This is a genomic window from Chryseobacterium daecheongense (genome assembly GCA_027920525.1).
GTDB classification, from domain to species: Bacteria; Bacteroidota; Bacteroidia; order Flavobacteriales; family Weeksellaceae; genus Chryseobacterium; species Chryseobacterium proteolyticum.
Window position 1 is genome coordinate 794999 of sequence record CP115858.1, and the last position, 14958, is coordinate 809956.

A 14958-nucleotide genomic window follows, 5' to 3' on the forward strand; every position below is an offset into this window, starting at 1 on the left:
GAACTTAAATTATATCTCATGAAGAAAACACTTGTCCTCATATCATTATTATATTCTTTAGCATTCTGCTGCCAGAAAACAAACAACCCTGTTGTGAAAGATATTCTGGAAAAGGTCAAAGATCACTATACGGATAAAGATCTTTATAAAAAGCTTGAAACGGAATTTCAACCGGAAGACTGGGATACACTTACCGGAAAAGAACTGGCTCAGAAGCTTACTGAAAAATTGAGGACTGTGTCCGGTGATCAGCATTTTTTCATTAAATGCAAGGACGGTCTAACATCTGAAAATAAGAAAAATGCAAAGGAAACCGCTGCTGAAAATAATTTCCTTAATAGCCTTGAAAATTTCGGATTCGAAAATGTAAAAAGATTGGAAGGGAACATTGGTTATATTAATTTCAAAGGGTTTGCAGAATCCCGTTCAAGTGCGAAAACACTTGCATCAGTAATGGATTTTGTTGCGAATACCAACTCTTTGATTATCGATCTTCGTGAAAACAGAGGAGGTGATAACGGAATGCTTATCTTATTTTGCAGTTATTTTTTCAAAGAAAAAACCAATCTGTATTCTACCTATTTCAGAGACAAAGAAAAAACGGTTCAAAATACTACCCGAACAAAAGTTTTAGGAAAAAAATACCTTGATAAAAATGTCTATATCCTTACGAGCAGGTCTTCTTTTTCTGCTGCGGAAGGATTAGCCTACTTTCTTAAAAACTATAAACTCGCCAAAATCATTGGAGAAAATACCGGAGGGGCGGCAAATCCTGTAGACGAATTTATTATTGCAGATCAATACCTCACCGTTATTCCGGTTGGAAAAATTACAGCCACAATAACCCATGGAAACTGGGAACACACAGGTATTTCCCCGGATATAAAAACCACATCGGAAAATGCTTTAAAAACAGCATATATTCTGGCTTTAAAAGAGATCATGAACCGTAAAATACAAACAGAATTAAATAGGGATGAACTGGAAAGTCTTATAGAGAAATTAGAAAATGAGAAAAGCAAGATGGCAATTTTCTAAGCTTTATATTTTCCAAATTGTAATACATCATAAAAAATCCTTTCTGCACAAATGCTCAGAAAGGATTTTATAGTAAAATTTAAATCTTTAAATGATTAGAAGTCTTTGAAGTTTTTACCCAAATGTTCTTCTATTACAAAGAATGGATCTTCTTTAAGGGTATGTCCTCTCATATCTATAAGACTTACTTTACTCATCATACGAAGCATGATCCTTCTTTCACAGGTATGTTCAACACCATTAATATTTTTTATTCCCGCGCGGAAAGCAGATCTTCCGTGGGCACATAAATGGTTATTAACGACGATAACATCTCCTGCCTGAGGAGTAAAATCTGAATAAATCAGATGTTTTGCTTCCTGCCAGAATTTACTGAGCGCATGATGGGCAATATCTGTTTGCTTAATATCCGGATTAAACAATTGCTCTGCGGCATCAAATCTCATAAACGGCAGTTCCTTATTTCCGTATAAAATAGCATCTAAAGTATCGATTTCCTCTGCCTCGGTTTTTAGATTCGCATCCTTAGGAATCTTAAAGATCGGATCAAATAAAGGTTTGTAATCTTCATGAATAGATTCATGGGAACGGATAGAGTAAAGGGTAGAAGGTACCTGCTCTTCATTACGGATATACATAAAGCTTAAAAAGTCTGCCTGATGTTTAAGAAAAGCATCTTCCGTATGGACATACAGATCTGTAGCTGATCCTGATCCCGTCTGAGTATCCCGCATTTTTTCATCCGGAATGATCGCATGGATCAGCCCGCCTCCCTTACGCTGTGAATAATACTGTACCGGTTTCGATGGAAGGGCACCATGCAACAAAGCACAGGCAAATCCGTATTGATTGAATTTTGAGTAATCCGCCGATTGCCAGTTGGGTGGAGTCGTTCCTATTTTTTCCTGGTCAATGTCAAAAAGGCCCTGGAAAATCAATGCACCATACTGCTCTCTGGAAAAATCGCTGGCAAATGACGCCAGAACCTTTAATAATCTTTCCGGTAAAAAATAAGAGGCCAGTTGATGAACCTGCATGACAAACTCTCTGTTTTCAAAATTTCCATATTTTCTTTCGAGATGATCTACCGCGTCTTTGATCATCCTGCGCTCGCTATCTGTAATCTGAATGGCTACAGGAAGTACTCTTTCCATAGTCAAACTGCTTTCTTCAAGAATTTTTAGAGAATTCATTAAAAAAAATTTTGTGTTAGGATTAAATTATTATATTTGTTTTTAATTATTCTAAATAACAATTGCGTTGTCAAATTTATGAATTTTTAATTAAGTACCAAATAAAAAATGCAAAAAAATAAAACTTAACGTATTGATTACGAGATAGATAACCTATGTCCAAATAAAAATAAGTCAACACCATTTTTTTTAATCAACGTTATAAATAAATATATGAACAACGAAATTTTGCCTCACGAAGGAGTGATAAACGACACTTTGAATCACTTTTCGGGGAAATTTGAAAACATTTTTCATCAGGATAATTATGATCACTATCGTTCCGCTATCAATGACACTTTAGACCTGGTCGGAACATTTCTTCATAGAAACGACAAACCATTTAGCGGAATAGAAGCTAAAACAATGAAACAAAAGGTTCAGCACATTGACCTGAACCAAAAACTCTCTTCTTATGAAGAGCTCCTGAATGAGGTGGATGACATCTACGTAAAGCATGCCACAGCCTTTCACCTTCCTCAATATGTAGCCCATCTCAATTGCCCTATTGTAATTCCAGCATTAGCCGGAGAAATTCTTGTGAGCGCTATCAACTCTTCACAGGATACTTATGATCAGAGTGCCGGCGGCACTTTTATGGAAAGAAAACTGATTGACTGGACAGCAGAAAGATTAGGGTATTCTTCTGAAAGTGATGGTGTATTCACCGCAGGAGGTTCACAAAGTAATCTGATGGGATTGGTGATGATGCGGGATGTCTTCTCTCAAAAAAACTTACATCACAACATCAAACAAGACGGCTTACCGCCTGAAGCCGGCCGTTTTAGAATTTTCATTTCCGATAAAGCGCATTTCAGCAATTCAAAGAATGCATCTATTATGGGGTTAGGGGAAAAATCCATAATAAAAGTTCCCACTGACCATGAATTCCGGATGGATATTACATTACTTCAGAAATACATGAAGCGTGAGATCGAATTAGGAAATATTCCTATCGGGATCATAGCAACCGCCGGAACAACAGATTTTGGCAATGTAGACCCATTGGAGGATATTGCGAATATCGCGGCTCAACATAATATCTGGATGCACGTAGATGCAGCATATGGTTGTGCCTTACTTTTAAGCGCGAAATACCGTCATCTTTTAAACGGCATTGAAAAAGCAGATTCTGTAACAATAGATTATCATAAATCATTCTTCCAACCGATCAGCAGTAGTGCTTTCATTGTTAAAAACAGGAGAGAACTTCGAATTCTTAAACATCATGCCGATTATCTTAATCCTGCAGAAACGGATGAGGAAGAGATTCCTGCACAGATCAATAAGTCTATTATACAAAGTACCCGTCGATTTGACGCCTTAAAACTTTGGTTTACCTTAAGAATGATGGGGCAGGAACAATTGGCTGAATATACCGACAGGGTGATTGATCTTACTAAAGATGCAGCAGCAATGATCACTGAAGACCAGGAATTTGAATTGCTATCGCATACTGACCTTAGTGTATTGGTATTCCGTTATCTGAGAGACGATATTGAAGATCTGAATGCACTGAACTTACATATAAAAATGAAATTGTTCTACAGTGGAGAGATCCTAGTAGCAAGTACCAAGGTTGATGGTAATTTCTATCTGAAATTTACTTTCCTGAATCCTATTACTACTACTGAAGATATTCATCAAATATTAAACACAATAAAAAAGCATGGAGAAAATTTTGGAACAACAAACTAATGTTGCAGAAAAAGCGCTTACCATTACAAGCAGAATCTTATTGAATGGTATGTTGCGGGAACTGGGGAACGGAAGATTTTATGAAGGAGTTCCAAAATATGATACCCTTACTGCCCGGGCACTTCAAAACAGCAATTACCCGCTATACATAAGATTTGAATTAAAAAAGAGCAATCTGTTTTTATTCGCCCCTGTTGCTTATCGTTCCGAAAGTTCATTTCACAATTATGCAATGCCTTTATGGGCCGTTGATCATAAAAATGAAAGCATTTTTGAGGTGGATATCGACCAGCTGACAGCTTTGGTTTATAAAGAGCTTTCTGAGCAATTCAGTGAACAAGGGTTGGAATTGTTTACCAAAAGAATCCAAAGCAGCTTCAGAAACCTGGAACTGATCATGAATGCTGGTGCTCAGGAGAATGATCCTGTTTCTTACTCGTTTCTGGAATCTGAGCAGAGGCTTCCGGCAGGGCATAATCTTCATCCTTTTACCAAAGCAAGGATGGGATTTTCAAAAGAAGAACAGCTTTTATATGGTCCTGAATTCAATAAAGAGATACAGCTTGAGTATTTTTTAGTGCATAAAAACAATGTTGTAGAAAACTCTGTTTTAGAGATCTCCTACAATGAATTTCTGAAAAGCATCGTTTCTCTGCCTTCGGACTTTGGAAAAAATTATCTTAAAGAAGGGGAAAGCCTGTCCGACTTCTATATCGTTCCATGTCATCCCTGGGAAGCCAGTTATCTTTTATCGATAAAAGAAGGCTCGGAAATGATAGAAAACAGGACATTAATTTACATCGGAGCCCTGGGAGAAGGATTTTATTCAACATCTTCTATAAGAAGCATGTACAGCCCTCATATTCCATGGATGCCAAAGTTTTCCCTGAATGTTCTTTTAACCGGTTCGATCAGGATCAACACTGAAAAAGATTTAAAAAGAGGCTATGCTTCAGCATTATGGCGTAAGCACGCAGCTTCAGCATTTGAAAAGGATTTTAATCAGTTCAAACTTCTTTTAGAACCTGTAACATTGGGAGTCTACCACAATGATAAAAACATTGATAGTCTTAATTTATTAGTTCGCGAGAATCCGTTTTTACCTGAAGATAAAATACTTTTACTCGCCAGGTTATGCCAGGATGAACCTGCTGACGGAAAGACTTTTATACAGAAATTTTTCTCGGATGTTTCAGATGTCCTGGGAATGGGTCTTGAAGAATCCATAACCATCTGGTTCGAAAAGTATATTAAACTATTAATCGCTCCATTAAACCACTTATACAGCCAATATGGAATGGCTCCTGAAGCTCATCAGCAGAACCTGTTGATTCAGCTGGATGATCAATTGCTTCCTCAAACACTTTTTGTAAGAGATGCACAGGGTTATCTCCTCAGAGAAAGTTCGAGAGACCAGTATACCGGGCTGGCTAAAGAATATCCGGAGATTGAGGATCTCTTTATCAAAGATGAGCGTCTTTTAGATATCATTTCTTATCATGTACTGGTGAGCAATTTTTCAGCACTTATCGCCTCATTAGGAAAAACAGGGTGGGTAAGTGAACGAATGCTGATTGATATATTATACAGGGAGTTTGATGCCATTCACCATGAGATGCCTTCAGCGTTTACCAACTATGCCCTTCAAAACAGGTATTGGGGAACCAAAACAAACTTTAAGGCAGTAGCCAATGAGATTGATGGAATTACCAGTGCCGGGGCTATTTCTTATGCCAGAGTTCCCAACCTTCTTTACAAATATTTCTTCTCGGATCAGCTGATCAATCCAAAAGGAAACGATGTGTTCTTCAGGCGTTATTTTCAGAAAGAAGATGTTACAATCAGTATGCGTCCTATTAACCTTGATGAGGATCTTGAAATGCTTCATGAATGGTTCAATCGTGAGCATGCTGTAAAAATATGGCAGATGAACTGGCCGATTGACGAGCTGGAAACCTATTACCGACTGATGTTACCGGGTGACGAAGCCCACAGCTATATTATTTCGAGTAATGATGAACCTTCCTGCAATATTGAAGTTTACTGGCCATGCCGGGATATTGTGGGAGATTATTATGATGTAATGCCTACAGACTATGGGACGCATCAGTTTATAGCTCCGACAGATCCTAAAAAGAAATATGTTTCTCCTTCCACACAATCTATGGTAGATTACGTTTTTGCCCAACCGGAAGTTGGAAAAATGGTAGGAGAAGGCTCTGTAGATTCTTTTGCATCCATGATGAATAAGGCACATGTAGGCTTCAAAATAGAAAAAATCATTGAAATGCCACACAAAAAAGCCAATCTGAACTTCTGCTACAGGGAATGGTATTGGGAAAAATTCCCACAAAACAAAGATGTACAAATCACCGCAAAAATCGCTGAACATGACTAATGAAACCATATATAATGTAATAGGAATAGGTATCGGGCCTTTTAATTTAGGGCTAGCTGCTTTATCCAATCCTATATCTGAACTAAAAACACTTTTTCTTGATCAAAGGGATGGCTTCGACTGGCATCCGGGATTAATGATAGACCACGTAACCCTTCAGACACCGTTTTTATGTGACTGTGTTTCGATGGCGGATCCTACCAATCCCTTAAGCCTTCTTAATTATCTTAAAGAAACCAACAGGTTATATAAATTCTTTATCAGGGAAGATTTCTTCATTCCCCGAAAAGAATACAACCGCTATTGTCAATGGGTAGTCAGCCAATTGCCACAATGCCGTTTTTCCACACAGGTTGTCGATATTATTTATGAAGACGGACTTTATCTGATTACCACGCTTCACACCAAAACCAAGGAGGCGGTAGTTTTTAAAGCGGAAAGACTCATCCTTGGTACCGGGACACAGCCCCATATTCCTTCATTTATTCCCAAAGAAGATTCCAGGATCCTTCATACAAGTTCTTATTTGTACAGAAAAGAGGAGCTTTTAGCTAAAGGCCGTAAAATAGCCGTAATTGGTTCAGGGCAAAGTGCTGCGGAAGTCTTTTACGATCTTCTTCAAAGCCGCAATGAAAATACGGAATTAGGATGGTATTCCCGACCTGACCGGTTTTTCCCGATGGAATATTCAAAGCTTACCTTAGAGCTTACTTCCCCTGATTACGTAGATTATTTTTACAGCAGAAACGAAGCTGCCCGCAAAGCTATCTTAAGCAAGCAACAGGCACAGTTTAAAGGGATCAATTATGACCTGATCAACCAGATCTACGATTTTATCTATGATCTTAATATTGATAATGCCGATCCAAAGCTTACGATCATTCCCAACAGCCAGCTGGATCGGGTAGATAACAGCAATACAGAACGTCTTACCCTTGAATTTACACAATTGGAACAGGATATCCCTTATGAACAGGAAGCTGATTATCTCGTAATTGGAACAGGATACCGTTATCATGAACCTTCATTCTTAAAAAATATTGAATCAAGAATTAAAAGGGATTCCAACGGGTTATTTGCCGTGAACAGGAATTACTCAATAGATCATAACGGAGGTGAAATTTATGTGCTTCATGCAGAAGTCCATACCCATAGCTATATTTCTACCGACCTTGGAATGGCGGCTTACCGTAATTCTTATATCATCAATGATATTCTGGGAAGGGAGCATTATAAAATAGAAAAGAAAATAGCCTTCCAGGATTTTGACGTTGAAAAACACGCAATGCCAACCGCCAAAATATAATGAATAATGAGTAACGATAATACGATAATTAACCAGAAACACTGGCTACAGGCTAACAGGGACCTTATGGCCAAAACAATCGCCGAATTAATGCATGAGGAGCGATTAAAGCCTGTCGCTGTGTCTCAAGATGAAGAAGGATATACCATCTTCAGACTTGAGACAGGATTTGAAAACATAGAATATAGCTTCAGGGGACAGGAAAGAATGATGGATTTCTGGCATATTGATAAAGCCAGTATTACAAAAACAGAGAATGGCGAAAAAACCGACATCCTTAATATCCCTCAATTTTTCCTTGAAATGCAGGCGGTTTTTGATCTTGATTCCAATACATTAGCAAAATACACAGAAGAATTACTGCATACTTTATATTGTGATTCCCTGATCTTGTCCAGAGGGATTATGACTTCAAAGGATCTGGCATCCAGTAATTACCAGACAGTAGAGCACCAGATGACAGGCCACCCATGGGTTATTGTCAATAAAAGCAGATTAGGCTTTTCACCTATTGACCTTGAAACCTTTGCCCCGGAAGCGGATAAGAGCTTAAAAGTCCTTTGGTTTGCCGCTCATAAGAGCAGATCATCTTTTCATTCTTTAGGGCATATCGATCAGGAAGAATTTTACCGCTCTGAAATCGGGGATGAATTATATCAGAATTTTCAACAAAAACTGATCAACAAAGGAAAATCAGTTGAGGATTATCATTTCATCCCGGTGCATCCCTGGCAATGGGAACATAAGTTAAAGATCCATTTTGCCGGAGACCTTGTCTCCGGAATATTAATTCCGATGGGAGAGGGTAATGACGTTTACAGCCCGCAACAGAGCATCCGTACTTTATTCAATGCAGATCATCCTGAGAAGAGATACTTAAAAACGGCTGTCTCCATTCTGAGTACCGGAAACATCAGAGGACTTTCCCCTAAACAGATGAAAATAGCACCCTCCATTACAGATTGGGTAAAAGGACTGATCAAAGGGGATTCTTATCTGGAAAATAAAGGAACCATATTTCTCGGTGAAGAAGCTTCAATCGCTTACTACCATCCGCAATACGGTGCTATTACAGGCGTTCCATATCAATATAATGAGTTCCTGGGAGCATTATGGCGTGAAAGTGCCGGATCTTATTTAAAGGAAGACGAAGAAATGTTTACCATGGCTTCATTGCTCTATGTGGATCAAAACGGAGTTCCCCTGGTACAAGCTTTTGCTGAAAAAGCAGGAATTAGTGTAAAACAATGGATCACAGATTATCTGGATGCTTATCTTACTCCTCTTCTTCATATCTATTACACCCATTCTCTTTGCGTAACACCTCACGGAGAAAACATTATGGTGGTATTGAGAAACGGGCTTCCACAAAGAATTGTTATTAAAGATTTTGTAGATGACATTGTTTTAACCACAGAAGCCAGAGAAAAATTACCGGATCATCTGGCAGACGGACTGATTCAGTCCTCAAACAAAGAAAATGTTCCATTGTCCATTCTTCTTGGAGTTTTTGATGCCTTTTTCAGATATTTATCAAACGTTCTTCATACTTATTCGGATCTTAAAGAAGAAGAGTTCTGGACACTTGTTCATGAATGCATAGAGCATTACAAAAATCAAAACCCTGATTTAAAGGAACGCTATGCAAAATATGATCTGTATGTTCCGTCATTCAAAAGATTCTATATCAACAGTGTACGCTTGAAAAATAACGGTTACAGTGAAAACAAAGCATTTGCTATTCCAAAGAAAGATGGTGCTTTACCCAACCCATTGTACCAGATAGCCAATAAAAATTCTGTTGTGGCACTATGAAAAAGTTCCTGCATCTTGTAAAAGACGGTTCTGTATTTGCGTACGGAGCATTAGCCGGGAGAAAAACCGAGCTTACCAGCGGAAGCATCAACCGGTCAATCTTCAGTTTAGCCATACCTATGGTGATGGAGCTTGTTATGGAATCTGTTTTCGTGAGTATCAATCTTTTAATTATTGCGAAGCTTGGAGATAAGGTCCTCGGACTTGTTGGTATTACAGATAACTACATCAATTTTGCCAACGCGATTGCCATCGGTCTTGGGATAGCGGCTGCTACATTAACGGCAAGGAGAGCAGGTGAAAAAGACAAGGAAGGAATGGGACAAACGGCACAGTATATCATACTGCTTGCGTTTGGATTTGCCCTATTGGTTGGGGGACTGTCATTTATTTTCGCATCCGATATCATCGGCTTTCTCGGGATTAAACCCGATAGTATTGATCATGGAGTCCTTTTTTCCCAACTGGTATTTTTAAGTATCGGATTGGTTATTCTGAGGCTTTCCATTAACGGGCTTTTCAGAGGGGCCGGGGATGCTTCCCTTGCTATGAAATCCCTTTGGCTTTGCCATATATCGAGTATGGTATTCGCGGTCATCTTTGTTTTCGGACTTGGTTTTATTCCTGCTTACGGATTAATGGGATTAGCTTATGCTACTGTTTTATCCCGTCTGCTCGCGGTAATATACCAGTTTTTTATCCTCCTTACAGGAAAAACTAGCATCAAGATCGGTACGAAGTTTCACTTCGACCTTTCCTTAACAAAGAAAATCCTCAAAATTACCTTTGGCGGACTGGTTCAGTATATTATTCCTGCCTCCAGCTGGCTGATTATGGTGAAGATTATTGCAACCTTTGGAACCACCGCACTTGCAGGTTACATTATTGCCCAAAGGATAGCTTCTGTGGCAACCATGCCTGCCTGGGGAATAGGAAATGCTGCGGGAGTTCTTACGGGCCAGAATCTGGGAGCAGGAAATCCGGATCGTGCGGAAAAAACCGTATGGAGGGCAGGAGGAATCAACATGACATATCTCGTGGCTGTTGCTTTATTCTGGCAACTGGCAGCGGAATATGTTGTTACCTTTTTTACTTCGGAAGCCCAGGTCGCTCAGTATGCAGTCCAGTATATCCACGTGGTTTCAATGGCTTATTTGTTATTAGGCTTTACAATGGTGATCAGCCGCGCACTTAATGCTGCCGGAAATATCATGCAGGTAACCCTGCTGTATATGATCATGTTTTATGTTATTCAGCTTCCTTTGGCTTATCTCCTTGGAGTAAGGCTTCAATGGGAACTGAAAGGAATATTTACAGCTATCGTTTCTTCGGAAATTGTACTGGCTGTGCTTTTCCTTATGATCTTCAGAAATGGTAAATGGAAAACTATAAAAATTTAAAATGCACACAACAGACGAATTTTATGAAATTATTGCATCAGCAATTGCAGTAAAAAAAGAAATGATTGATGAAAACCTTACCTACCAGGAAATCCCGGAATGGGATTCTATGTCCCATCTTCTTATAGTAGAAGCATTGGAACAGTTCTACCAAATAAAGTTTGATTTTAATGATATTCTTGAAATGGGAACTGTAGGAAAGATCCGCGACAAAATGAAAAAATACGATGTACTCGTAGAAAACTAAGTATATGAAAATTTTAGAAAATGTAATTGCCAACAGAAGCCTCTCTTTTATAGAGGCTTCCAGTGGCAAAAGTGTTCCGGTAGGAACATTGTACCGGTCATTAGGCCTGAATCCTGTAGAAAAAGGATTGATTTTTTTATACAATGACAATCAGCTGTCCAGTATTGAAGTTTTACTGAACTTCTATGGTACGGCTCATGCCATTGCAATTCTGGGACAAAAGCTTCACCCGGACTTCAAAGAACGCCTGGAAGTAGAATACCGTCCGAAATACATCTTTGATCCGTCACGGGAAGAGCTTCAGGGATATTCATCCAGAGAATTCTCAGAAACCATTAAAATCTTTGTTAAAGAAGATTATAAACCGGAAGTTTCCATTCATCCGGATATTAAGATTCTTTTAAGCACCTCGGGAACAACAGGAGTTCCTAAGCTGGTTAAGCTTTCGGATGAGAGTCTTTATAAAAATGCGGTGAGTATTCTGCAATATATGCCTATCCTGGAATCGGATGTAGTTCCGTTAAATGTCCCGATTAATTTCGTGTATGGTTTTTCGATTTTCACTACCAACTGTATGCGGGCAGGGAAAATAGTATGCACGGATAAAGATATTATGCAAAAGGCATTCTGGGATGAAATGGAAGAGTACGGATACAGTACACTGGGTGGCGTTCCATACCTTTATGAAAATCTGAACCGAATAGGCTTCTTCAGAAAAGACAGTAAAAGCCTACGATACATGACCCATACAGGAGGGGTGATCAACGGAGAACTTCGAAAAACGATCTTCAATTACTGTCATGAATTTGAAAAACAATTCTTTGCCCAATATGGACAGACAGAAGCCGGAGGAAGAATGGCTTACCTCAGTACCGATGGACTTCTTGAAGAAGAAACGTCTATTGGTAGCCCGGTACACGGCGCAAGCTTTGAGATCGATCCGGAAACAGATGAACTTCTTTTCTTCCATGAAAGTATATGTGGAGGATATGCCAATACACTCCATGATCTTGCGTCTTATGAGCAACCCAAAGTGCTTCGTACAGGAGACACCGCCAGGAGAGGACAAAATGGACTGTATTATATTACAGGAAGAATAAAACGCATCATGAAGCTATTCGGAATTCGTCTCAACCTGGATGAGGTTGAATTTATTCTTAAAAATGAACTGGAGGGAAACACATTTGTATGCCTTAATTCCAATGACAAAAAGATCATTGTATTATATGACAACAATGAAATTGATCCCCAAATTATCACTGAAACCATAAAGAATAAATTACGCATCAATCCTCAATATGTACGCACGGAACATATAGAGACATTTCCATTATCCCAAAACGGCAAAATAAATTATCCCCTGTTACAAAACCTTCAGCATGAAAACATTTAGAACCCTTATATTACTTTTACTTCTTGTCAGCTTTCCCGTAATTGTCTCTGCACAACAGAGCGAACGTGTCAACGGCAAGATCATGCTGTCTGATAAAGCACCGGTAAAAAACGCGCTTTTAAGACTAGTAAATACGCCTTATCAGGCAAAAACCAATAATTCAGGAGAATATTATTTTGACAACGTGCCGCCTGGGGAGTATACTCTTCAGGTGGTTTTAAATGATATCGAACTCACACGTGAAACCATTCGTATTGAGAAAGATGTCTATGAAATCCCGGTTATTTATACCGCGGTGGAGAACAATGTTATTGAAGGAATTACCGTATATGCTGTAAGCAGAAATAAATTTCTCGATAAGGACAGTACTTCAATTGCTAAAATGCCGTTGAAAAACCTGGAAAATCCACAGATGTACACCAGCATCAATCAGCAGATCCTTAAAGAACAGCTTGTTTATGATGTTTCAGATGCCTTGAAAAACGTTCCTGGTGTTGTGAAAATGCAGGGAAGCGCCGGAAGAGCAGGAGACGGAAGTTTCTACTATAATTTAAGAGGTTTTCCAACAAGAGTTTCGATGGTAGACGGTGTCCCGGCAACCACCAACTCTGAAATTGATCCTTCAGATATTGAACGTATTGATGTAATCAAAGGACCTTCCGGAACATTATATGGTGGAGCGGTAACATCATTTGGCGGACTGATCAATGTTGTAACCAAAAAACCAAAAGATTATTTCGGGGGAGAAGTTTCCTATTTATTGGGAAGCTATAACCTGAATCGTGTTACAGCTGATGTTTATGGTCCGATCACCGATTCCAGAAAAACTTTATTCCGATTAAATGCAGCATATCAGTATCAGAACGGATTCAGAGATTCTGAGTTCAGAAAGTCTATGTTTGTGGCTCCTACACTGAGTTACCAGGTTAATGACAGATTAAAGTTCAATCTTGGAGCGCAGATTTATACCTACGAAGGAACGAATACGCCGATTATTTTCCTTGCCAGAACACGCCCGTTTGAAGCACATACTCCCCAGGAGCTCGGATTTGACTGGAAAAGATCATATTCCAACAATGATATGAGTTTAAAAGCTCCGTCTATCAATGTAAAAGCTGAGGTTAATTATAAAATTTCCGACAACTGGAGTTCGCAGACTTTGATTTCGAGAAACTACAGAAAAACAGAGGGATTATACCAGTATCAATTTATCCGATCACCTAAAAGAGACGATATGCTGGAACGTAACGTACAATGGCAGAATTCCGAAGGAGCTTCCACAAGTATCCAGCAGAATTTTAACGGACAATTTAAAATTGGGAAAATTAAAAATAAACTCCTGATCGGATTGGATTATTTAAATCAGTCACTGAACAATAATAATTCTCCAATCGTTAAGTATGATACGATCAACGGAAGGGATCTTACGGGTAAATACGGTGCAATATCAAAAGATCTGGCTCTTCAGAAAATACAGATTTTCACACAAAATGCTATTACTAAAACAGGAAAATCGCCATTGGAAAGAAATACAATTTCAAGCAATATGTATGGGGCTTATATTTCTGATGCCGTTTATATTACCGACCGTTTAATTACATTGCTTAGTTTACGTTTTGATCATTATGAAAGTAAAGGTCAACTTGACCTCAATACCAATACGAATACAGGTGCATTCAATCAGAATGCCTGGTCACCGAAACTGGGTATTGTTTACCAGGTATTTAAAGATCGCCTGTCTGCATACGCCAACTATATGAATGGTTTTAGCTATGTAGCTCCGAGCTCTCAGCCGCTTCCAGATTATAGCGGAGATTTTAAACCTCAAAGATCTAATCAATGGGAAGCTGGAATTAAAGGAAATTTGTGGAGAAACAAGGTGAATTTTACGATCGGATATTACAATATCCTTGTCGACAATATGCTAAGGGCAGACGTTGTGATTCGAGATGGAAAAGGGTATAATGTAACCATTCAGGATGGAGAACAAAGAAGTAAAGGAATTGAAATTGAAACCATTTTAAACCCTATCCATGGTTTAAATATTATGGCAGGATATTCATACAATGACAGTAAATTTGTAAGATCCGCGGCCAATGTGGAAGGCCGCCGTCCTTCATCTTCCGGTCCTGCAAATGTATTCAATTCATGGATCAGTTACATACTCCCAATCAACGGACTACAGGGATTAGGTATAGGTTTCGGACTTAATCGTGTAGGTAAACAAATAACAGTGGATAATGCAACTACAGGACAATTTATATTTCCTGCCTATACATTGATCAATGCTTCTGTCTCTCTTGAAAAAGAAAGATACAGACTAGGATTTAAAATGAATAATTTAGGGAATGCCCAATATTTTGCAGGGCAAGGTGTTGTAGTAGCCCAAATGCCTCGTAATTTTGTAGCTGAGGTTAGCCTTAAGTTTTAA

The 14958-nt window shown here is 38.8% G+C and carries 10 protein-coding genes; 9 read left to right on the plus strand and 1 reads right to left on the minus strand.

Annotated features, from left to right (window positions below; genetic code table 11):
- Positions 1 to 18: 18 nt before the first annotated feature.
- Positions 19 to 1038 carry a S41 family peptidase gene (locus PFY10_03360; protein ID WBV57480.1) on the plus strand — a complete coding sequence of 340 codons (1020 nt, stop codon included), beginning with the start codon at positions 19 to 21 and terminating at the stop codon, positions 1036 to 1038.
- A 95-nt stretch (positions 1039 to 1133) separates the two neighbouring features.
- Here PFY10_03360 and PFY10_03365 read toward each other — a convergent pair whose 3' ends face one another.
- Positions 1134 to 2231: a taurine catabolism dioxygenase TauD gene (locus tag PFY10_03365; protein ID WBV57481.1), complete on the minus strand. Its 1098-nt coding sequence runs from the start codon at positions 2229 to 2231 to the stop codon at positions 1134 to 1136.
- A 213-nt stretch (positions 2232 to 2444) separates the two neighbouring features.
- Between PFY10_03365 and PFY10_03370 the strand changes: the two genes are divergently transcribed.
- Genes PFY10_03370 through PFY10_03405 form a run of 8 tightly spaced genes read left to right on the plus strand, consistent with a single transcriptional unit; the run spans position 2445 to position 14958 of the window.
- The gene (locus PFY10_03370; protein WBV57482.1) at positions 2445 to 3968 is read left to right on the plus strand and encodes an aspartate aminotransferase family protein; all 1524 of its coding nucleotides are present in this window, start codon (positions 2445 to 2447) and stop codon (positions 3966 to 3968) included.
- The gene (locus tag PFY10_03375; GenBank protein ID WBV57483.1) at positions 3940 to 6366 is read left to right on the plus strand and encodes a GNAT family N-acetyltransferase; all 2427 of its coding nucleotides are present in this window, start codon (positions 3940 to 3942) and stop codon (positions 6364 to 6366) included. The genes PFY10_03370 and PFY10_03375 overlap by 29 nt, the downstream gene beginning before the upstream one ends.
- The gene (locus PFY10_03380; GenBank protein ID WBV57484.1) at positions 6359 to 7672 is read left to right on the plus strand and encodes a SidA/IucD/PvdA family monooxygenase; all 1314 of its coding nucleotides are present in this window, start codon (positions 6359 to 6361) and stop codon (positions 7670 to 7672) included. The genes PFY10_03375 and PFY10_03380 overlap by 8 nt, the downstream gene beginning before the upstream one ends.
- Positions 7673 to 7678: 6 nt before the next feature.
- Entirely contained in the window at positions 7679 to 9487 is a 1809-nt protein-coding gene (locus PFY10_03385; GenBank protein ID WBV57485.1) for an IucA/IucC family siderophore biosynthesis protein, read from the plus strand.
- Positions 9484 to 10887 (plus strand): MATE family efflux transporter, encoded by a 1404-nt coding sequence (locus PFY10_03390; protein ID WBV57486.1) that lies wholly within the window; start codon positions 9484 to 9486, stop codon positions 10885 to 10887. The genes PFY10_03385 and PFY10_03390 overlap by 4 nt, the downstream gene beginning before the upstream one ends.
- 1 nt (position 10888) lies before the next feature.
- Positions 10889 to 11134, plus strand: coding sequence for an acyl carrier protein (locus tag PFY10_03395; protein ID WBV57487.1), 246 nt, complete (start codon positions 10889 to 10891; stop codon positions 11132 to 11134).
- A 4-nt stretch (positions 11135 to 11138) separates the two neighbouring features.
- The gene (locus PFY10_03400; protein WBV57488.1) at positions 11139 to 12527 is read left to right on the plus strand and encodes an AMP-binding protein; all 1389 of its coding nucleotides are present in this window, start codon (positions 11139 to 11141) and stop codon (positions 12525 to 12527) included.
- Positions 12514 to 14958, plus strand: a complete 2445-nt coding sequence (locus tag PFY10_03405; GenBank protein ID WBV57489.1) for a TonB-dependent receptor — start codon at positions 12514 to 12516, stop codon at positions 14956 to 14958. Before PFY10_03400 ends, PFY10_03405 begins: the two co-directional genes overlap by 14 nt.